Here is an 18,804-nt window from a genome sequence, read left to right as displayed (position 1 = left end):
GCGGGCAGCTCGGCGCGCAGCCGCTCGACGGCCTGCTTTGCGGGGGGAGGGGCGGGTGGGTGGGGGTGGGGGAGGTGGTCTTGGTGCGGGTGGGTGGGGGTGGGGGAGGTGGCCCTGGTGCGGGAGGTGGGGGGTGAGGCGGGTGGGGTGGGTGTGGGGTGGGGTGGGGTGGGGTGGGTGTGAGGGGCGGTGGGTGGGGGTCAGGTGGTGGTGATGTCGGCGAGGGTGCGGAAGACGAGGGCGGTGGAGGTGGCGCCCGGGTCCTGGTGGCCGATGCTGCGTTCGCCGAGGTAGGAGGCGCGGCCCTTGCGGGCCTGGAGGGGGATGGTGTCGCGGGCGCCCTGTTCGGCGGCTTCGGCGGCCGCTGCGGCCGCTGTGGGGAGGTCGGCGCCGGTGGCGGCTGTGGCGCGGAAGGCGGCGACGGCTGGGGTCCAGGCGTCCACGATGGTCTTGTCGCCGGGGGCGGCCTTGCCGAGGAGGCGGATGGCGTCCAGGCCGGCGGACAGGGCCTCGGCGACGGCGGCCGGGTCGGCAGGGTCGGGCAGGGCGGCGCCGATGGCGCGGAAGGCCTTGCCGTAGAGCGGGCCGGAGGCGCCGCCGACCTTGGAGATGAGGGTGGTGCCGGTCTTGGTGAGGACGGCGCCGGGGCCGGCGGGCTGGAGGCCGTCCAGGGCGGTCAGGGCGGCGGCGAAGCCGCGCTGGAGGTTGCTGCCGTGGTCGCCGTCGCCGATCGCGGAGTCCAGGTCGGTGAGCCGGGCCCGCTCCTTCTCGACGGCCGCGGCGATCGCGCGGACCCAGGCCTCGGCCAGCGGGGTGTCGAAGTCCATCGTGCGTCCTCCTCAGGCCCGCTTGAGGGCGGGGGTGTCGACCGGGGCGTCCCAGAGTTCCAGCAGCTCGGCGTCGGCCTTGGTGAGGGTGAGCGAGAAGCCCGCCATGTCCAGGCTGGTGACGTAGTTGCCGACCAGGCTGCGGGCCACCGTGATGCCGCGCTCGGCGAGCCGGGCGGCGACCTCGCCGTAGACCACGTACAGCTCCAGCAGCGGGGTCGCGCCGAGGCCGTTGAGCAGGGCGATCACCTCGTCGCCCGGGGTCAGGTGGTGGTCGGTCAGGATGGTGTCGACCACCTCGGCGGCCAGCTCGCGGGCCGGGCGGAGCTTCTCGCGGCGGCGGCCGGGCTCGCCGTGGATGCCGACGCCGACCTCGATCTCGTCCTCGGGCAGGTCGAAGCCGGGCTTGCCGGCGGCCGGGACGGTGGCCGCGGTGAGCGCGACGGCGAAGGAGCGGGAGGCGGCGTTGACCCGCTCGCCCAGGGCGGCCACCTCGTCCAGCGGGGCGCCGCGCTCGGCCAGCGCGCCGGCGGTCTTCTCGACCAGCACGGTCGCGCCGGTGCCCCGGCGGCCGGCCGTCCAGGTGGAGTCCTCGACCGCGACGTCGTCGTTGACCAGGACGGTGCGGACCTCCAGGCCCTCCTCGGCGGCGAGTTCGGCGGCGAGCTCGAAGTTCATCACGTCGCCGGTGTAGTTCTTCACGACGAAGACCACGCCGGCGCCGGTCTCCACGGCCTTGGCCGCGGCCAGCATCTGGTCCGGGACGGGCGAGGTGAAGACCTCGCCGGGGCAGGCGGCGTCGAGCATGCCGGGGCCGACGAAGCCGCCGTGCAGCGGTTCGTGGCCGGAGCCGCCGCCGGAGATCAGCGCGACCTTCGGGCCGGCCGGGCGGGCGGCCCGGGTGATCACCCGGTTGGGGACGTCCACCGTCAGCTCCGGATGGGCGGCGGCGATCCCGGCCAGCGCGTCCTCCAGGACGCTCTCCGGGGTGTTGATCAGCTTCTTCAACGCTCTTCGCTCCCTTGGTGACCTGGGTGACCTGGGTGAGGACGCCACGGCCGGCGACGCCGTAGCCCCGACGCTACGCCAGACGGGGGTGGTGGGCACGGGGTGCGACACGCGGGATTCCGATCACTCTCCCGGAGTACCGGGTTCCGGCCGTAGGGTCGGCCGCATGAGTGAGAACGTGGGCATTGTTCTGGTCTCGCACAGCGCCCGGCTCGCGGAGGGGCTGCGCGATCTGCTCGGCGAACTCGCCTCGGACGGCGTGCGGGTGGTCGTCGCGGGCGGCACCGAGGACGGCGGGCTCGGCACCAGCTACGACCTGATCGCCGGGGCGATCGCGCGGGCCGACGCCGGGGCGGGCGTGGTCGTGCTGCCGGACCTCGGCAGCTCGGTGCTCACCGCCGTCACGGTGCTGGAGGACGAGCCGCGCCCGGGCGTGCAGCTGGTGGACGCGCCGTTCGTGGAGGGCGCGGTGGCCGCCGCCGTCACCGCCTCGACCGGGGCGGGGCTGGCCGAGGTGGTCGCGGCGGCCGAGGACGCGCGGGGGTTCCGGAAGCTCTGACGGCCTGGTCTTCTCTGCGCCTGGTTCAGTGCCCGCGGCTCACTTGGCGTCCGCGTAGCAGTCCACCACCGCCGTGCTGAGCGGGAAGCGCACCGGGGTGTCGCCGAACACCAGCCGGCGGGCCTCGTCGGCCGCCTCGGCGACGGCGGCGGCCACCTCGTCGGCGAGGTTGGCCGGGGTGTGCACGATCACCTCGTCGTGCTGGAAGAACACCAGGTGCGGGCGGTCCTCCGGGCCCGCGGCGGGCAGTTCGTTCAGTCGGCGGCGCAGGGCCGCGAGCAGGGCCAGCGCCCAGTCGGCGGCGCTGGCCTGGATGACGAAGTTGCGGGTGAAGCGGCCGCGGGCGCGGGCGGTGCGGCCGCCGGCCTCGCCCGCGCCCTCGCCCTCGGTGAGGTCGAGGAAGTCGGCGGAGGCCGGCGGGCAGACCCGGCCGAGCCGGGAGGCGACCACGCCACCGTCCTCGCCGGTGCGGGCGGCGGCCTCGACGTAGCCCATCGCGGCCGGGTAGCGGCGGTGCAGGGTGTTCAGCAGCGGGCCGATGTCGCCGCTGGTCTGCCCGTACATGGCGCCGAGCAGGCCGAGCTTGGCCTTGTCCCGGTCGCCCTGGAAGGCCTGGGCGGCGAGCGCCTCGTACAGGTCGCCGCCGGCGGCGGTGCGGGCCAGCCCGGCGTCCTGGGAGAGCGCGGCGAGCACCCGGGGCTCCAGCTGGGCGGCGTCGGCGACGACCAGCAGCCAGCCCGGGTCGGCGACCACGGCGCGGCGCAGGATGCGCGGGATCTGCAGGGCGCCGCCGCCGCGGCTGGCCCAGCGGCCGGAGACCACGCCGCCGACCACGTACTCGGGCCGGAACCGGCCGCCGCGGGCCCAGGCGTCCTGCCAGGCCCAGCCGTGCGCGACGTGGATCCGGGACAGCTCCTTGTAGCGGACCAGCAGCTGCGCGGCCGGGTGGTCGACGCCCTTGAGTTCCCAGGAGCGGGTGGAGCCGAGCTGGATGCCCGCCTCGGCGAAGGCGCGCAGCACCTGGGTGTGCGAGTCGGGGTTGAACGGCTTGGCGCCGAGGGCCTGCTGGAGGTCGACGGCGAGCTCGGCGAGGACCCTGGGCTGGGTGCCGGGGACGGTCGGCCGGGGGCCGAGCAGTTCGGTCAGCAGCCGGTCGTGGACGTCGGCCCGCCAGGGCAGCCCGTCGTGGGCCGTCTCGGCGGCCACCAGGGCGCCGGCCGACTCGGCGGCGACCAGCAGCCGGAAGCGCTGCCGGGCGGCCGGGTCGGCGATGGCGGCGATCCGGCGCTGCTGTTCGGCGTGGACGGCGACCACGGCCTCCAACGGGTCGGCGCCGGGGGGCAGTTGCAGCCGGTCGGGGGCGAACAGGGTGTCCTGGCCGTCGTCGGCGTCGGCCAGGCCGGGCTCGGGCAGGTCCGCCGGGACGGGCAGGTTCCGCAGCCGGGCCCAGGCGGCGCCGAGCGAGCGCGGCGCCCCGAACCGGCCCTCGTGCGCCAGCAGCAGCGCCTCGACCAGCCGCAGGTCGTGGCAGCGGGCGAGCCGGTCGGGCAGGCGCGGCAGCAGCGGGGCGTACCCGGAGTCGGCGGCGGCCCAGACCCAGCGCGGGTGGTCGGCGGCCTCCCGGGCGGCGACGGCGGTGGCGAGGTCGCGGACGGCCTCCGGCGGGCCGAGCGGCCGGCCCGTGTCGTCCAGCGGCTGGAGCCGGCCGCCGGGGCCGTGCGGATCGGGCGCGATGGCGGTCCTGGGTGCCACGGGGGCTGCTCCTCTCCGGCGCGCGGTCGGGCGTGCGGGGACGGGTACGGGGACGCGGGCCCGCGGACGGGCACGCCGCGGCCCGCGACCGACGGGCCCGCGCGTCGACGTTAACGGGTGGGTACGACAACGGGCGGCACGCGGGCCCCGCGAGGGGCGGTAAAAGCACGTGGGCACGGCTCGGGACACGGCGTAGGGTTCGCGAAATGACCGTGAACCCGTTCTTCCAGGCCAGCCCGCTGGTCTACGAGCTCCCGCCGTTCGCCGAGATCCGCGAGGAGCACTACCTGCCCGCGTACGAGCGGGGGATGGCCGAGCAGCTGGCCGAGATCGCGGTGATCACCGCGGACCGGGGCCTGCCGACCTTCGAGAACACCCTGGTGGCCCTGGAGCGCTCCGGGGAACTGCTGCGCCGGGTCGACGCGGTGTTCCGCAACCAGTCCTCCTCGGACACCACCGACGTGCTGGACGAGGTGGAGGCGAAGGTGAGCCCGCTGCTCGCCGCCCACCACGACGCGATCCACCTGGACCTCGCGCTGTTCGCCCGGATCGAGGCGCTGTACGGGGACCGCGCCGGGCTCGGCCTGGACCCGGAGTCGCTGCGCCTGCTGGAGCGCCGGTACACCGCCTTCGTGCGCTCCGGCGCCCGGCTGGGCGCGGCCGAGCAGGCCCGGCTGCGCGAGCTGAACGCCGAACTCGCCGCGCTCGGCACCACGTTCCAGCAGAACGTGAACGCCGCCACCCGGGCCGCCGCGCTGATCCTGGACTCCGCCGAGGAGCTGGCCGGGCTGTCCGGGGGCGCGATCGCCGGGGCCGCCGAGAACGCCCGGGTGCTGGGCCACGACGGCCGGTACGTGCTGAGCCTGAAGAACACCTCCGGCCAGCCCGAGCTGGCCCAGCTCACCGACCGCGCGGTGCGCGAGCGGCTGCTGGCCGCCTCGCTCGGCCGGGGCGTCGAGGCCAACGGCCCGCTGGCGATCCGGATGGCCGGGCTGCGCGCCGAGCGGGCGGCGCTGCTCGGGTACCCGAGCCACGCCGCGTACGTGGTGGCGGACGAGACGGCCGGCACCGTCGAGGCGGTCTCCTCGCTGCTGGCCCGGCTGGTGGAGCCGGCGGTGGCCAACGCCCGCCGGGAGGCCGCCGAGCTGGCCAGGGCGGCGGCCGCGGACGGCATCACGGAGATCGCCGCGCACGACTGGGCGTACTACTCGGAGAAGGTCCGGCAGAGCTCCTACCAGGTGGACGCGGCCGTGCTGCGCCCGTACTTCGAGCTGGAGCGGGTGCTGCGGGACGGCGTGTTCTTCGCCGCGAACCTGGCGTACGGGGTGACCTTCACCGAGCGGCCGGAGCTGACGGCCCACCACCGGGACGCCCGGGTCTTCGAGGTGTTCGAGGAGGACGGCACCCCGCTGGGCCTGTTCATCGGCGACTTCCACGCCCGGGCGTCCAAGCGCGGCGGCGCCTGGATGGACGCGATGGTGGCCCAGTCCGGGCTGACCGGGCAGCGCCCGGTGGTGCTGAACAACCTCAACATCCCGCGCCCGGCGCCCGGCGAGCCGGTGCTGATGGACTGGGACGAGGTGCGCACGCTGTTCCACGAGTTCGGGCACGCGCTGCACGGGCTGTTCTCGGACGTGCGCTACCCGCTGTTCTCCGGCACCTCGGTGCCCCGGGACTTCGTCGAGTTCCCCTCGCAGGTCAACGAGATGTGGATGGTCCGGCCGGAGGTGCTGGCCAACTACGCCCGCCACCACGCGACCGGGGAGCCGCTGCCGGCCGAGCTGGTCGAGCGGATGACGGCGGCCGAGGGCTTCGGGCAGGGCTTCCGGACGGTGGAGTACCTGGCGGCCACGCTGCTGGACTGGGCGTGGCACACCGTGCCGCGCGGCGAGGAGGTCGCGGACGCCGAGGAGTTCGAGGCGCGGGCGCTCGCCGCGGCCGGGATCGCGGTGGACGCGATCCCGCCGCGCTACCGGACGACGTACTTCCAGCACATCTTCTCCAGCGGCTACAGCGCCGCGTACTACGCGTACATCTGGTCGGAGGTGCTGGACGCCGACACCGTGCAGTGGTTCGAGACCAACGGGCGCGCGGTGCGGGAGAGCGGTGAGCTGTTCCGGCGCGAGCTGCTGGCGCGCGGGTTCAGCCGGGACCCGCTGGAGTCCTTCCGCGCGGTGGTCGGCCGGGCTCCGGAGACCGGGCCGCTGCTGGCCCGCCGGGGGCTGGTCTGACCGTCACCGTCACGGTCGGGCCGCGGTGAGCGTGACCGTCACGGTTGTGCCCCGGCGGGTGTGCGGGAGCCGGACGCGGACGGTTCCCGCGCGCCCGCCGGTCGGCTGGTCGACCTCGACCCGGGCGTCGGCGGGGGAGACGGCGACCCGGGCCCCGTGCGGGAACGCGGCCGGGGGGAGCAGGAGTTCGCCGCCGCGCCCGGTGCCGTCGGCGCGCCAGCGGACGGTGGCGCCGTCGGCGCGGGCGTCGGTGTGGACGTCCGTGCCCGCGACGGCCACCGGGTACGGGCCGAAGGCGGGTTCGTCGCCGGGGGCGGGGCGCCCGGCCGGGTCGAGCGCGCAGTAGCCGCCGTTGCCCCGGCACCAGTACCACATCGTCCAGCCCTCGGCGAAGCCGTCCATCGCGGCGGTCTGACGGCGGACCAGCTCGGTGTTGCCCGGGGTGCGGGAGTCCGGCGGGCCCCACTCGCCGACCAGGACGGGCAGGCGGTGGGCGGCCGGGTAGCCGGTGATCGCGGCGGTGTACCGCTCCACGAAGCCGTCGGCGGGGTTCCAGTCGGCGCCGCCCTCGACCGCGGTGTCGTAGAAGTGCGGCGCGTAGCCGAGCCGGGCCGCGCCGGGGCGGGGGTCGGCGAAGCCGGGCAGGCTGGTGGGCACGCCCTGGCCGACCAGCACGGTCGGCTCGACGAACAGCCAGGCGCGGGAGTCGGCCCGGCGCACGGCGGCGATCAGGCGGCGGTACATGTCGGCGAGCCGGCCCTGCTCCAGGGCGGAGGCGGCGGCGGCCAGCACGGCCGGGTCGCTCGGGTCGCCGTCCACCGGGCCGAACGGCTCGTTGAACAGGTCGTAGCCCAGCAGCGAGCGGTGGCCGCGCAGTTCGCGGGCGAGCCGGGTGTAGAAGTCGGCCTGCCAGGCGCGCAGGTCGGGGTCGTCGTAGAGGTGGCGGAAGGCGGCCTGGACGGCGGGCTGGAAGTAGCCGGCGAACCAGTCGTCCGGGTCCGGGGTGAACGGCAGGCCGTCGTCCCGGGTGGCCCAGACGGGGACGCCGTTGGTGCCGCCGCCGAACGCGGGCCCGTAGACGTCCTGGTGGAAGTCGACCAGGACCAGCAGGCCCAGCCGGTCGGCCCGGTCGAGGAGCCGCTGGACGCGGTGCAGTTCGGTGGGGTCGAGGCGGCCGCGCCGGGGTTCCAGCCTGGTCCAGGAGACCGGCAGCCGGACCAGGGTGAAGCCCTGGGCGGCGACGGAGTCGAGGTCGGCCGGGGTGGCCTCGGCGTACTTGTCGAGGTTGAAACCGCGCAGGAGGAGCCGGCGACCCTGGGCGTCGGTGAGGGCGGTACGGCCGTCGGCGGCGGTGGCCGTTCCGGTGGGGAAGCGGTCCGGGGGGCCGTCGTGGGCCGAGGCCGGGACGGCGGTGAGGACGGCGGTGGCGGCGAGCAGCAGGGCGACGGCGGTGCGGCGCAGGCGCATCGGGGACCTCGCACGGCGGGGGGTGGGGTGGGGCCCGATGATGCCCGGACTTCCGTGCGCCGCACAAGAGTTCGGTCTACGGAGGACTCAGTCCGCGGCCGGTTCGGGCGCGGTCGGCAGGACGGCGGTCGGCCGGTCCGCGGCGGCGGCCAGCCGGCCCCAGAGCAGGTCGGCCAGCGCCTGCACCATCCGGGCGCGCGAGCAGGGTCTGGTCTCCAGCCACCAGTCCCCGGCGGCCAGCACCATCCCGGTGATGCCCCGGCCCCAGGCCTCGGCGAGCAGGTCGCGGTCGGCGCCGAGGTCGACCTGGCTCTGCACGGCCCGGGTGATCTCCTCGGCGATCTGCCGGAGCGCGGGGGCGAGGGCGTTGCCGGCGCCGCTCGGGTCGCCGGGCTCGGGGTGGGTGAGCAGCCGGTAGACCTGGGGGCGGGCCTCGATGCCGGCGAGGTAGGTGTCCAGGACGTGCTCGACCCGGTCGCGGCGCTCCAGCGGCTCGGCGAGGGCGGCCCGGACGGCGGCCAGCAGTCCGCCGGTGTGGCGCTCGGTCAGGGCTCTGATCAGGCCGTTCCGGTCGCCGAAGTGGCGGTAGAGGATCGGCTTGGTGATGCCGGCCTCGGCGGCGATGGCGTTCATGCTGGCGCCCGGCCCCTCGCGCTGGACGACCCGGTCGGCGGCGTTGAGCAGCTGCTCGCGGCGGGGCTCTCGGGACATGCGCTGCTCCTCGGAGTTGGGGTCCGTCTGGGCGTTGACACCGGTTACCAATCAGTAGCAGACTCCGACGATGTTACCCGAGGTAACACCCCGGTCGGCCGCACACGTCTTCGGAGGCACGCACCATGAGCAGCACGTTCTCGCTGGACCCGGGCGCGGACCAGCTCGCCGTACGCGACTGGCTGCACGGCTTCGCCGCCGACGTGATGCGCCCCGCCGCGGCCGAGTGGGACGAGCGCGAGGAGACCCCCTGGCCGGTCATCCAGGAGGCCGCCAAACTCGGCATCTACTCGCTGGACTTCTACGCCCAGCAGTACTTCGACCCCTCCGGCGTCGGCATCCCGATCGCCATGGAGGAGCTGTTCTGGGGCGACGCGGGCATCGGGCTGTCCATCGTCGGCACCACCCTGGCCGCCGTCGCGGTGCTGGCCAACGGCACCGACGAGCAGATCGGCACCTGGACCCCGCAGATGTTCGGCACCCCGGAGGACGTCAAGGTGGCCGCCTTCTGCTCCTCCGAGCCGGACGCCGGCTCCGACGTCTCGGCGCTGCGCACCCGGGCGGTGTACGACGAGGCCAAGGACGAATGGGTGCTCACCGGCACCAAGACCTGGGCCACCAACGGCGGGATCGCCGCCGTCCACGTGGTGGTCGCCACCGTCGACCCGGAGCTCGGCGCCAAGGGCCAGGCCTCCTTCGTCGTCCCGCCGGGCACCCCGGGGCTGAGCCAGGGCCAGAAGTTCAAGAAGCACGGCATCCGCGCCTCGCATACCGCCGAGGTGGTGCTGGACGGCGTCCGGGTGCCCGGCAGCTGCCTGCTCGGCGGCAAGGAGAAGCTGGACGAGCGCCTCGCCCGGGCCCGCGAGGGCGTCAAGCGCCCCGGCGGCAGGGGCAACGCGGCGATGGCCACCTTCGAGGCCTCCCGTCCGGCCGTCGGCGCGCAGGCGATCGGCATCGCCCGGGCCGCGTACGAGGTGGCGCTGGACTACGCGAGGACCCGGGAGCAGTTCGGCCGGCCGATCATCGACAACCAGGGCGTGGCCTTCCAGCTCGCCGACATGAGGACCCGGATCGACGCGGCCCGGCTGCTGGTGTGGCGGGCCTCCTGGATGTCGGTCAACAACCAGCCGTTCACGGCGGCCGAGGGCTCGATGTCCAAGCTGTACGCGGGCGAGACCGCCAAGTACGTGACCGCGCAGGCGATGCAGATCCTCGGCGGCAACGGCTTCACTCGGGAGTACCCGGTGGAGCGGATGCACCGGGACAGCGCGATCTACTCGATCTTCGAGGGGACCAGCGAGATCCAGCGGCTGGTGATCGCCCGGGCGATCTCGGGGGTGCCGATCCGCTGACCGGTCGTCGTGGTCGCCCTGGCCGGTGGGCGGCCCGAGAGCGGGTGGCCCGTCAGCGGGCGGCCCAGAAGGTGAGGCCGGCGGCGAGCGCGCCCACCACCGCGCCGACGGCCGTCTGCGCGGCGGTGTGGTCCCGCAGCACCACCCGGGACCACCCGATCAGCGGGACCAGCGCGCCGAGCAGCAGCCAGAGCGGGCCGAGCGCGATGGCGAGGCAGACCACCGCGCCGGTGGCCACGGCGGTGTGCACGGAGACCTTCCACCAGACGGTGATCACCAGGATCGGGACCAGCGAGGCGAACATCGCCAGCACCAGCGCGGTCAGGTCGGCCGGGGCGTCCAGTCCGATCATCACCGCGAAGCTGAGCAGCACCGAGCCCATGATGAGCGGGAAGAGGGTCAGCCGGCGCTGCCGCCGGCCGACGTGACGGTCCGCCACGGTGCCCTTGCGCATGCCGTGGCCGATGATCAGGGTCGGGACGACGGCGGCGAACAGGGCGGCGAACAGCGCCCAGCCGATGCCCAGCCAGCCGTAGCGGAGGCCGCCCAGCAGCGGGAGCAGCACGAGGATCACGTTCTTCGGCTCCAGGCCGTCGGTGATCCGGCGGGCCAGGGCCGTCCGGCGGGTGGGGGCGGGCGGGGCGGGCACGGCCTGGGCCTCGGTCGTCATCGGGGTGGGTGCTCCGGGGGCGGGAAGGGGTGGACGGGTTCCGGCCGGATGATCGTACGGGTGCTGGTGCGGCCCCTTCCGCCGGGCCCGCACCGTTCCCGCGCGGGAGCCTTCCCGCTCGGACCCGTTCCCGTTCAGAACCGGGCGGGCCGGCCCTCCAGGAAGGCGGCCAGGCCCTCGCGGACGTCCGAGCCCTCCCGGGCGCGGAGCAGCCACGGGGCCAGGACCTCGTCGGCCCGCTCGGGCGGGGCGTCCAGGACGGCCTTGGCCGCGCCGACGGTCTGGGCGGAGCGACGGGTCAGCAGCCGGGCGAAGTCCAGGGCGGCGGCGTCCAGTTCGGCGTCCGGCAGGACGCGTTCGGCCAGGCCGAGCGGCAGCGCGTCCCGGCCGGCCACCAACTCGCCGGAGAACAGCAGGTACTTGGCCCGGGCCGGGCCGATCAGCCGGGCCAGCCGTACGGTCGGCACCGCCGGGTAGACCACGCCGAGCTTGGCCGGGGTGATCCCGAGCCGGGCGTCCTCGGCGACGAACCGCAGGTCGCAGGCGACGGCCAGCTGGCAGCCGCCGCCGACGCAGGCGCCGTGCACCACGGCGAGGGTCGGGTGCGGGAAGGCCGCCAGCGCCTCCTCGGCGGCGACGTTGGTCGCGTGGTAGGCCTCCGCGCGGTCCGGATCGCCGTACACCTCGGAGAGTTCGGCGATGTCCGCGCCCGCGCTGAAGGTGTTGCCGGCGCCGGTGAGCAGCAGGACGCGCACGCTCGGGTGGCCGGCCAGCTGCTCCAGCACCTTGGGCAGCGCCTGCCAGACCGCCAGGGTCACCGCGTTGCGGCGGTGCGGGCGGGCGAACTCCAGGACGGCGACGCCGTCCTCGCCGACGTACGCGTTGAGGCCCTCGGCCTGCGCGGGCAGGGCGGAGCGGTCCCGCGTGAGCAGCGGCTGGTCCATGCGCACCTCCGGTCGGTCGTGGTGCGCCAACTCTCTCAGGCGGCGCGGGTGCAGTAGTCGCCGAGGCCGTGCTCGAGCAGGGCGAAGGCGCGGCGGGCCTCCTCCAGGACGGCGGGCAGGGCGTCGGCGGCGCGCTCGCCGGCCAGCATCCGCCGGTGGTTGGCGGCGATCAGCGCGACTCGGACGGCGAGCAGCTGGGCGGTGGCGACCCGGGCGGTCAGTTCGTCGTGGGCCGGGTCCTGGGCGAGCAGTTCGGCGGCGAGCGCGGCGTGCGCCAGCCGGTCGAAGCCGTGGGTGGCGCGGGCGGTCAGCGCGGGGGTGCGGTGGATCAGCCGGACCACGTCGAGCACGATCCGGTCGTCGTTCAGCCCGGCGGCCGGGTCGAAGCGCTCCAGTGCGGCGAGGAACTGCTCGCGCAGCGCCGTCACCGCCGAGGTGCCCGGGGCGCGGTCGCGCACCGCCTGGGCCGGCTCGTCGAGGTGCTGCTCCATCGGGCCCATGACCAGGTCTTCCTTGGTGGGGAAGTAGTTGAAGACGGTCATCTTGGACACCTCGGCGGCGGCGGCGATCTCCGCGACCGAGACCTGGTCGAAGCCGCGCTCGGTGAACAGCGCGACGGCCGTGCGGAAGATCCGCATGCCGGTCTGGAACTTCTTGCGCTCGCGCAGTGGGAGGGCGTCGAGGTCGACGTCGGGGCCGAAGTCCTGTGCGGGTCGCATCGCCATGAGGGGACTGTACCAGGATCAAATGTTGACCCGGCGGAAAGATTGGTCGGGATGAAGAATTGACCGAGTCTAAAAACGCTGCGATGGTGAGGGCGTGCCGCCGGCCGCCCCGGCCCCGGCCCGAACCCGACGGACCCTGGGGGGACCCGACCATGGCCACCGCCGCCGCCGTACCCGCTGCCGCACCCGCGCCGCCGGACACCGCGCTGATGACCCCGGCCCGGCGCAAGCTGGGCATGCTGCTCTGCCTGGTCACGATCGTGCTGGCGGTGCTCGACATGAACATCGTGTCGGCCGCCACCGTGCCGATCGTCCGCGACCTCGACCCCGTCCACGGCGTGGACCGGCTGCCCTGGCTGGTCAGCGCGTTCGCCCTGGCCGCCACCGCGCTGCTGCCGCTGTACGGCAGGCTCTGCGACGTGTACGGCGCCAAGCGCGTGCTGCTCGGGGCCGTCGGCACCTTCCTGCTCGGCTCGGCGCTCTGCGGGGCGGCGCAGTCGATGGACCAGCTGATCGCCTTCCGGGCGGTGCAGGGCGTCGGCGGCGGCGGGCTGATGAGCGTCACCATGGTGGTCATCGCCCAGTTCAAGGATCCGGAGGAGCGCGGCGGCGCCAAGGGCGGGGCGGTGGGCGGGATCGTCGCGGGCCTCGGCATGGCGGTCGGCCCGCTGGTCGGGGCGCTGCTCACCGACCACCTCGGCTGGCGCTGGGTCTTCTACGTCAACCTGCCGCTCGGCCTGCTGGTGCTGGTCGGCGTCGCCCTGGTGGTCAGGCTGCCCCGGGCGACCGGCCGCCGGAGCCTGGACTTCGTCGGCGCGGCCCTCGCGGCGGCCTTCGCGACCGGGCTGCTGCTCGTCACCGAGTGGGGCGGCAAGGACCACGCCTGGACCTCCCCGGTGATCCTCGGGCTCGCCGCCGCCACCCTGGCCGCGCTCGGCCTCTTCCTGTGGCGTCAGGCCACCGCCGCCGAGCCGGTGCTGCCGCTGTCGCTGTTCCGGATCCGCGCGGTGCGGCTGGGCTTCGCGATCCAGGGGCTGGTCGGGATGGGCATGGTCGGCTCGATCATGTACGTGATGCTCTACCTGCAGATCGCCCGGGGCGTGGCCCCGACCTCGGCCAGCCTCTACCTGGTCCCGATGGCGGCCGGGATGACGGCGGCCGGCCTGCTGGTCGGGCGGCTGACCGGGCGCGGCCACCCGCCCCGGACCTTCCTGGCGGCCGGCGCGGCCTGCGCCACGCTCGCCCTCGCCCTGCTCGGCCTCAGCGGGCCGGACACCGGGCTGTGGGCGGTGCTGGCCGAACTCGCCCTGCTGGGCTGCGGGCTGGGGCAGCTGATCGGCCAGCTGGTCACGGTGGTGCAGGAGACCGCGCCCCGGCACCAGCTGGGGGTGGCGACCACGGGGATCCGGTTCTTCCAGAGCCTCGGCAGCGCGCTCGGCGCGGCGCTCTTCGGCACCGTGCTGACCCGGGTCTTCGAGGCGGGCGAGCCGGGGCGGCCGCTCGGCGCGGTCCGGGCGCTGACCGGGGCGGCGCACGAGCATGCGGTGCGCAGCTTCACGGACGCGGTGGACGTGGTCTTCCTGTCGGCGGGCGGGGTGCTGGCGCTGGCGCTGGTGTGCGTGCTGCGGCTGCGGCCGGCCGAGCTGGCGGGCTCGGCCGGGGCGGCGGGGGTGGCGCCGGCCGCCTGACGGGTCGGCGGCCGGCGGGCTGGTGGGCCGCCGGGACGGTGCGGTGCGGTGCGGTTCGGTGCGGGGCCCGGTGGGCGGGGGAGTCCACCGGGCCCGGCGCCGTTGCCGGTTCAGGCCCGGCCGGTCCACTCACTGGCCAGCACGGCCCAGATCTCCTTGTCGTAGCGGACCCCGTTGTACGGGTACCACTCGCGCAGCACGCCGTCGCGGGTCATGCCGACCCGCTCGGCGACCGCCCGGCTGCGGGCGTTGACGGAGGAGCACCACCACTCGGCGCGGTGCATGCCGCGGGTGGTGAAGGCGTAGTCGAGCAGCTGCTTGACGGCGGCGGTGATCAGCCCGTGGCCCTCGCCGGCCGGCTCCGTCCAGGCGCCGATCTCGCAGACGCCGGACCGGGCGTCGAAGCTCACGAACATCACGCCGCCGACCAGGGTGCCGTCCAGCCAGATCCCGTAGATCCGCTTCTGGTCGGCGGCCAGGCCGTCGGCGTAGCGCTGGAGGGTGGCGCGGGCGGAGTCCAGGTCGACGGAGAAGGTGGCCCAGGGGATCCACGGGTCGGTGTGGGCGCGGGCGCGGTCGAGGTGGGTCAGGAACTCGGGCGCCTGCCAGGGCTCCAGCGGGCGCAGTTCGGCGTTCTCGGTGAGCGGTACGGCAAACACGGGCGGCCTTTCACGGGTGGTGCTGAGGTTGGCTGGACTATTCATAACAAACGTTTGGTACGTAAGATAGCCCCCATGACACCGGCCCGTGGAGACCATGACGCCCGACGCTCGGAAGTCTCCGAGGGGGTGTGGCGGGTGCTCTCCACCCGGGGCTTCGAGGGGCTGACCCTGCGCGCGGTGGCCGCCGAACTGGGTGCCTCCACTGGGCTGTTGACGCACTACTTCCCGAACAAGCGGGCGCTGCTGAGCCACGCCCTGGAGGAGCTGGACCGGCGCTCGCTGGCCCGGCCCCGGCGCACCGCCCCCGCCGACGGCAGCGCGCCGCCGGCCGGCCTGGCCCGGGTGCGGGCGTCGCTGCTGGACGTGCTGCCGCTGGACGGCGAGGCCGCCGCCGACAACCGGATCTGGGTCGGCTCCTGGGACCACGCCCTGGCCGACCCGGAGCTGGCGGCCGCCCACGCGGGCCGCTACGCGCGCTCGCGCACCGCGCTCACGGCGCACGTCGCGGACGCCCAGCGGTTGGGGGAGCTCCCGGCGCGGGCCGACCCGGCCGCGCTCGCGGCGGGGGCGCAGGCCTTCGTGCTGGGTCTGGTGGTCCAGGCGCTGTTCGCCCCGGAGGAGTTCCCGGCGGAGCGGCAGGCGGAGCTGCTGGACGCCTACCTGGCCGGGCTGGCGGGGCTGGCGGGGTAGGCCGGGGCGCTTCCGGGCGCGCCGGCCCGGCCCGGGGCGGGCTCCGGCGCGTTCGGGGTGGGGGATTCACCGGGAATTCCGGTTGTTCCGATTGGACCCGTTTTTCGCCCCGTTTTCGCGGCGGCCCCGACACGCATGGTCACGAGTTCTGTGCGATGAGTGCGCGGAACGGTTGGTGTACGGGATTACCGACTGGTCCGGAGCGGACACGGAAAGTGTCCGCCGGAGTGGTGGCCTGCGGAATTGCGGGGTGGTGCCCCCAGCAGGATTCGAACCTGCGACCTACCGCTTAGAAGGCGGGTGCTCTATCCGCTGAGCTATGGGGGCGGGACGGGCGGTGCCCTGGCGGGCGCGACCGTGGCCGGGATCGGGCTGGCGAGCGCCGGGGCGCGCGCTGTCCGGCCCCGTACCTGAGGGTGGGGGTGGGGGTGGTGGGCCCTCGCCCTGTCGGGGACAGGATAAGGGTGACCGGTTCCCAGGCCGGGTGTGACGACACCGCCGTTGGTGTGTCGGTTCGGTGGAGCGGTCCGATAATCGCAGGTGAAGGCCGTGAGTGCAGCGGTCTGGGAGTGTTCCGCGCCGGACGTTGTGCAGTCGTTACGGGGCTGCCTCCTCACCCGTTATGGATTCGGCACGGAGAATGCGGCGCCGACGGTGCGGGTGGGGGCCTTAATCGCGGTTGCGCCGGTCGTATGACGTGCGCGGACGGCCGTCGGGGCGCCTTCCGGAGCGCGTTCCCGGGCGGGTTCCGGGGTGCGCCGGCCGGGCGGCGAGCAGCGAGTTTGTTGTCATGGCCGCGAAGAAGCGGGGTCGAAGCGGCGGCGGAAGGCTGAAATTCACCCCTGCGGGTGACAACAGTTCCACAGGCCCGAGTTATCCACAGGATTTCGGAAGTCGGTGGCCCGGATTTCCCCTGAAGTGCACGCTCAAGGCGCACCGGTCGATTCCGTACGGTGCATCGGCGAGAACGGAGGGTGCGCCGTGAGCGAGACGCATGTGACGGTGATCGGCAATGTGGCGACGGAGGTGAGCTACGCCGAAACCAGCGGCGGGGTGCCGATGGCGAACTTCCGGCTCGGCTGCACCGAGCGGCGGTACGACCGGCAGCGCGAGTGCTGGGTGGACGGCGAGACGCAGTGGGTGGCGGTGACGGCCTGGCGGGCGCTGGCGGTCAATCTGATCGGCTCGCTGTCCAAGGGCGATCCGGTGCTGGTGAGCGGCCGGCTGCGGGTGCGCGAGTGGACGGAGGGGGAGGTGAAGCGGAGCCGGGCCGAGATCGACGCCCGATCGGTCGGACACGACCTCACCCGTGGTACCACGGCGTTCCGGTGGGCGGCGGGGGTGCGCGGGCAGCCGCCGGGCGGCGCCGGTCCGGCAGGGGCGGAGGGCGGGGGCGAGGCCGTGCCGGGGTGGATCGTCAGCGCGGTGGAGGCGCGCAGGGGCTCCGGGGCGCCCCCGGCGGCGGTCGCGGCACCCGTCGTCCGGGCGCTGCCGCCGGGCGGGCGGCCGGCCGCGGGGGAGTCGGGCGAGGTGTCCGGGGCGGAGCGGGGAGGTGGCGCCGAGGATGCCCTGGCCTGATCGGTCGGTGACCTTCCCTGTCGACAAATATGTTGATCGAGAACGTCATTGCGCCCGCACGCGCAATCCGACCGGATAACAGAAAGCGGACCGGGACTTTCTGGCCGACCGTCAGCTTGTGTGGGACTTGAGGGGATTGATAACGATCCAGATACGGAATCGTCCTGATTTCGCATGGGGGTTTCCGGGCCTCTGGGGCTCAATAGGATTCGTCTGGTTCATACCCGTAGCAGTGCCACAGGGGGCACGCGCGGAACGGCAAGTCGGCGGGCCGCCCACTCGGTGCGGCCCGGCCCGGAGGGATCCCAGATGTTCCAGAGGCAGGGGCGGAGTCTGTCCCGGATAACCACTGTCATGCTCACGACCAGCTTGGCGCTTGGCGGAGGCCTGTTCGCGGCCGGTGCGGCGGTCGCGGCCGGCGCCCCGACCTCGGGCGTGACGGCGGAAGTCCAGAACGAGATGCTCGGCGAGAAGATCGACGTCGAGGGCAAGGGCACCGTCGACGGCGGCCTGTTCACCCTCAAGACGGCTGCCGGGGAGAAGCTCCGGACGTACTGCATCGACTTCGACAACCCGGTCTACCTGGACAGCGGCGCCAAGTACCACGAGGCGGACTGGGCGTCGAGCTCGCTCAACAGCAACGCGAACGCCCCCAAGATCCGCTGGATCCTGGACAACTCGTACCCGCAGGCCAGCCTGACGTCCCTCGCGACGGCCGCCGGCGTCGACAGCCTGACCGACGCGGACGCCGCCGCCGGCACCCAGGCCGCGATCTGGAAGTTCTCGGACAACAAGAACGCCGTCCCGCGCAACGACAAGGCCAAGAAGCTGCGCGACTACCTCGTCGGCGACGCCAACAAGGGCGTCGCGGCCGAGCCGAAGCCCTCGCTGACCCTCTCCCCGGACTCGGTCTCCGGGAAGTCGGGCGGCAAGCTCGGCCCGTTCCTGCTGAACTCCAGCGCGAACGAGGTCAAGCTGACCGTCACCGGCGACGCCGCGGACAAGATCAAGCTGCTGGACAAGGACAGCAAGCCGGTCAACGGCAGCCTGGCCGGTCCGATCGGCAAGGACACCCCGCTGTTCCTGGACGTGCCGGCCGGCACCCCGGACGGCAAGGCCGCCATCAACGCCACCGCCGAGGCCACCGTGCTCAGCGGCCGGGTCTTCATGAGCGGCGTGGACTCCCGCGGCCGCCACAGCCAGACCATGATCCTGGCCGGCTCCACCAAGGTGAACGTCGCCGGCGGCGCCAAGGCCACCTGGAAGCAGGGCAAGGGCGCGCTGATCGACAGCACCGCCAAGGAGGAGTGCGCCACCGGCGGCGTGCGGGTGTCCGTCACCAACAGCGGTGACGAGGCCGCCACCGTCACGGTCGGCAAGCAGCAGGTCGCCGTCCAGCCGGGCAAGACCGAGAGCGTGCTCGTCAAGGTCGAGGAGAAGGCGCACTACGACTTCACCGTGACCGGCCCGAACGGCTACACCAAGCAGTTCACCGGCGTCCTGGACTGCAAGGTCGGCGTGACGCCGACCCCGGCCCCGACCACCCCCGCCGCGACCGGCACGCCGTCCGGCACCCCGAGCGCGGCCCCGTCGGGCACCCCGAGCACCGGCGCCGGCCAGCCGACCCCGGCGACCACCAGCGCCGCCCCGGGCACCGGTGGCCTGGCCCAGACCGGTGCCAATGACTCCACCCCGATCCTCGCCGCCGTCGCCGGTGGCCTGGTCGTGGCCGGTGGCGCCGCCGTCTTCGTCCTGCGCCGCCGCGGCCGCCACGGTCGCACCACCGCCTGAACCGCCTGAACCGTCCGAACCGCCTGAGGCGCACGAAGCGCCCGAAGCGACGGAACCGCCCGAGCGGGCCGGGGGTCACCGACCTCCCGAGGCCCTGAGAGCGGCACCGGCCCGGCTCCCCGCAGGACGCGTTCGAAGACGGCGGCGAG

The 18,804-nt window shown here is 74.5% G+C and carries 16 protein-coding genes and 1 tRNA gene; 7 read left to right on the top strand and 10 right to left on the bottom strand.

Features of this window, described 5'->3' with window-relative positions:
• Positions 1–200 precede the first annotated feature (200 nt).
• Both dhaL and dhaK read right to left on the bottom strand, forming a co-directional pair.
• Complete coding sequence (dhaL, locus tag ACWDCZ_RS33135) at positions 201–827, bottom strand: dihydroxyacetone kinase subunit DhaL (RefSeq protein WP_380739247.1); 627 nt, start codon at positions 825–827, stop codon at positions 201–203.
• 12 nt (positions 828–839) lie between these two features.
• A complete protein-coding gene (dhaK, locus tag ACWDCZ_RS33130; RefSeq protein ID WP_049659693.1) occupies positions 840–1,835 on the bottom strand; it encodes a dihydroxyacetone kinase subunit DhaK in 996 nt (331 codons plus the stop codon).
• A gap of 166 nt (positions 1,836–2,001) precedes the next feature.
• Between dhaK and dhaM the strand changes: the two genes are divergently transcribed.
• Complete coding sequence (gene dhaM / locus ACWDCZ_RS33125) at positions 2,002–2,394, top strand: dihydroxyacetone kinase phosphoryl donor subunit DhaM (protein ID WP_449817773.1); 393 nt, start codon at positions 2,002–2,004, stop codon at positions 2,392–2,394.
• Positions 2,395–2,433: 39 nt separating this feature from the next.
• Here the strand turns inward: dhaM and ACWDCZ_RS33120 are convergent, their stop codons facing one another.
• Positions 2,434–4,146, bottom strand: coding sequence for a bifunctional 3'-5' exonuclease/DNA polymerase (locus ACWDCZ_RS33120; RefSeq protein ID WP_074005551.1), 1,713 nt, complete (start codon positions 4,144–4,146; stop codon positions 2,434–2,436).
• A gap of 206 nt (positions 4,147–4,352) precedes the next feature.
• Between ACWDCZ_RS33120 and ACWDCZ_RS33115 the strand changes: the two genes are divergently transcribed.
• Positions 4,353–6,377, top strand: a complete 2,025-nt coding sequence (locus ACWDCZ_RS33115; RefSeq protein ID WP_449817772.1) for a M3 family metallopeptidase — start codon at positions 4,353–4,355, stop codon at positions 6,375–6,377.
• 9 nt (positions 6,378–6,386) lie between these two features.
• Here the strand turns inward: ACWDCZ_RS33115 and ACWDCZ_RS33110 are convergent, their stop codons facing one another.
• Positions 6,387–7,844, bottom strand: coding sequence for a cellulase family glycosylhydrolase (locus tag ACWDCZ_RS33110; protein WP_449817771.1), 1,458 nt, complete (start codon positions 7,842–7,844; stop codon positions 6,387–6,389).
• Positions 7,845–7,931: 87 nt separating this feature from the next.
• A complete protein-coding gene (locus tag ACWDCZ_RS33105) occupies positions 7,932–8,555 on the bottom strand; it encodes a TetR family transcriptional regulator (RefSeq protein ID WP_049655722.1) in 624 nt (207 codons plus the stop codon).
• A gap of 125 nt (positions 8,556–8,680) precedes the next feature.
• On the opposite strand from ACWDCZ_RS33105, the gene ACWDCZ_RS33100 reads away from it, so the two are divergent.
• Complete coding sequence (locus ACWDCZ_RS33100; RefSeq protein WP_449817770.1) at positions 8,681–9,907, top strand: acyl-CoA dehydrogenase family protein; 1,227 nt, start codon at positions 8,681–8,683, stop codon at positions 9,905–9,907.
• A 52-nt stretch (positions 9,908–9,959) separates the two neighbouring features.
• On the opposite strand, the gene ACWDCZ_RS33095 is transcribed toward ACWDCZ_RS33100, so the two are convergent.
• The 3 genes from ACWDCZ_RS33095 to ACWDCZ_RS33085 form a co-directional block, all read right to left on the bottom strand.
• Positions 9,960–10,577 carry a hypothetical protein gene (locus tag ACWDCZ_RS33095; RefSeq protein ID WP_449817769.1) on the bottom strand — a complete coding sequence of 206 codons (618 nt, stop codon included), beginning with the start codon at positions 10,575–10,577 and terminating at the stop codon, positions 9,960–9,962.
• 134 nt (positions 10,578–10,711) lie between these two features.
• On the bottom strand, positions 10,712–11,521 hold the full coding sequence (locus tag ACWDCZ_RS33090) for an enoyl-CoA hydratase/isomerase family protein (protein WP_449817768.1): 810 nt from the start codon (positions 11,519–11,521) through the stop codon (positions 10,712–10,714).
• 35 nt (positions 11,522–11,556) lie between these two features.
• Positions 11,557–12,246, bottom strand: coding sequence for a TetR family transcriptional regulator (locus tag ACWDCZ_RS33085; RefSeq protein ID WP_241853153.1), 690 nt, complete (start codon positions 12,244–12,246; stop codon positions 11,557–11,559).
• A 152-nt stretch (positions 12,247–12,398) separates the two neighbouring features.
• Here ACWDCZ_RS33085 and ACWDCZ_RS33080 point away from each other — a divergent pair, with 152 nt between their 5' ends.
• On the top strand, positions 12,399–13,934 hold the full coding sequence (locus ACWDCZ_RS33080; RefSeq protein ID WP_449817767.1) for an MFS transporter: 1,536 nt from the start codon (positions 12,399–12,401) through the stop codon (positions 13,932–13,934).
• 110 nt (positions 13,935–14,044) lie between these two features.
• On the opposite strand, the gene ACWDCZ_RS33075 is transcribed toward ACWDCZ_RS33080, so the two are convergent.
• The gene (locus ACWDCZ_RS33075) at positions 14,045–14,593 is read right to left on the bottom strand and encodes a GNAT family N-acetyltransferase (protein ID WP_117489792.1); all 549 of its coding nucleotides are present in this window, start codon (positions 14,591–14,593) and stop codon (positions 14,045–14,047) included.
• Positions 14,594–14,668: 75 nt separating this feature from the next.
• On the opposite strand from ACWDCZ_RS33075, the gene ACWDCZ_RS33070 reads away from it, so the two are divergent.
• Positions 14,669–15,286, top strand: coding sequence for a TetR/AcrR family transcriptional regulator (locus ACWDCZ_RS33070; RefSeq protein WP_449817766.1), 618 nt, complete (start codon positions 14,669–14,671; stop codon positions 15,284–15,286).
• 251 nt (positions 15,287–15,537) lie between these two features.
• Here the strand turns inward: ACWDCZ_RS33070 and ACWDCZ_RS33065 are convergent.
• A tRNA-Arg gene (locus tag ACWDCZ_RS33065) sits at positions 15,538–15,613 on the bottom strand.
• Positions 15,614–16,267: 654 nt separating this feature from the next.
• Between ACWDCZ_RS33065 and ACWDCZ_RS33060 the strand changes: the two genes are divergently transcribed.
• Together ACWDCZ_RS33060 and ACWDCZ_RS33055 are read left to right on the top strand one after the other, a co-directional pair.
• Positions 16,268–16,864 carry a single-stranded DNA-binding protein gene (locus tag ACWDCZ_RS33060; protein WP_449817765.1) on the top strand — a complete coding sequence of 199 codons (597 nt, stop codon included), beginning with the start codon at positions 16,268–16,270 and terminating at the stop codon, positions 16,862–16,864.
• 354 nt (positions 16,865–17,218) lie between these two features.
• Complete coding sequence (locus tag ACWDCZ_RS33055; protein WP_181970694.1) at positions 17,219–18,655, top strand: Cys-Gln thioester bond-forming surface protein; 1,437 nt, start codon at positions 17,219–17,221, stop codon at positions 18,653–18,655.
• Positions 18,656–18,804: the final 149 nt, after the last annotated feature.

It is taken from the genome of Kitasatospora sp. NPDC001225 (genome assembly GCF_053597855.1).
Note: the sequence above shows the minus strand (reverse complement) of the source record. Positions and strands in the feature narration are given on the sequence as shown.